Annotated in this window: 1 protein-coding gene; it reads left to right on the forward strand. The window is 68.4% G+C overall.

The features are described 5' to 3' along the window. The coding region (locus tag RNC47_RS36245; RefSeq protein WP_311605121.1) for an alpha/beta fold hydrolase at positions 1–553 on the forward strand (553 nt) is incomplete at both ends.

The following is a 553-nucleotide window of genomic DNA, read 5'->3' on the forward strand; positions in this document are numbered from 1 at the left end:
GTACGGGGTGGAGGCGGTCGCGCAACGACTGTGGGGTTCCTTCGACGTGATTCGGCCGGATCTGCCGGGTTTCGGCGTGACGGGGCCGCGCCCCGACCGCGATTACCGGGTCGCCACCTATGCCGCGGCGCTCGCACGCTTCTTGGACACCATCGGCGTCGAGCGTTGCGCGGTGGCCGGCAACTCGGTGGGCGGCAACATCGCCTGGAACCTCGCTCTCGATCACCCCGAGCGCCTGGACCTCACCGGGTTGGTGTTGATCAATGCGACCGGCTATCCGGACAAGGAATTGCCGGCCGCCATGGCACTGGCGCGCAACCCCATCGTCGGTCAACTGTTGCGACGGTTCATGCCGCGCCGCTCTGTCGAGCGCAGCCTGCGCCAAGCCGTCGGACCGAACTCCGCCATCGTCGACGCCGCCATGGTGGACCGCGCGCACCGGCTGTGGAATCGGCCAGGTAACCGCTCGGCGTTCGTCGACTTCCTCACCACCGACCAACCCGACCGCAGCGCCGAGATTCCCGACATCAGCGTGCCCACGCTGGCGTTGTGC

It is taken from the genome of Streptomyces millisiae (assembly GCF_031845425.1).
Taxonomy (GTDB): domain Bacteria; phylum Actinomycetota; class Actinomycetes; order Streptomycetales; family Streptomycetaceae; genus Streptomyces; species Streptomyces millisiae.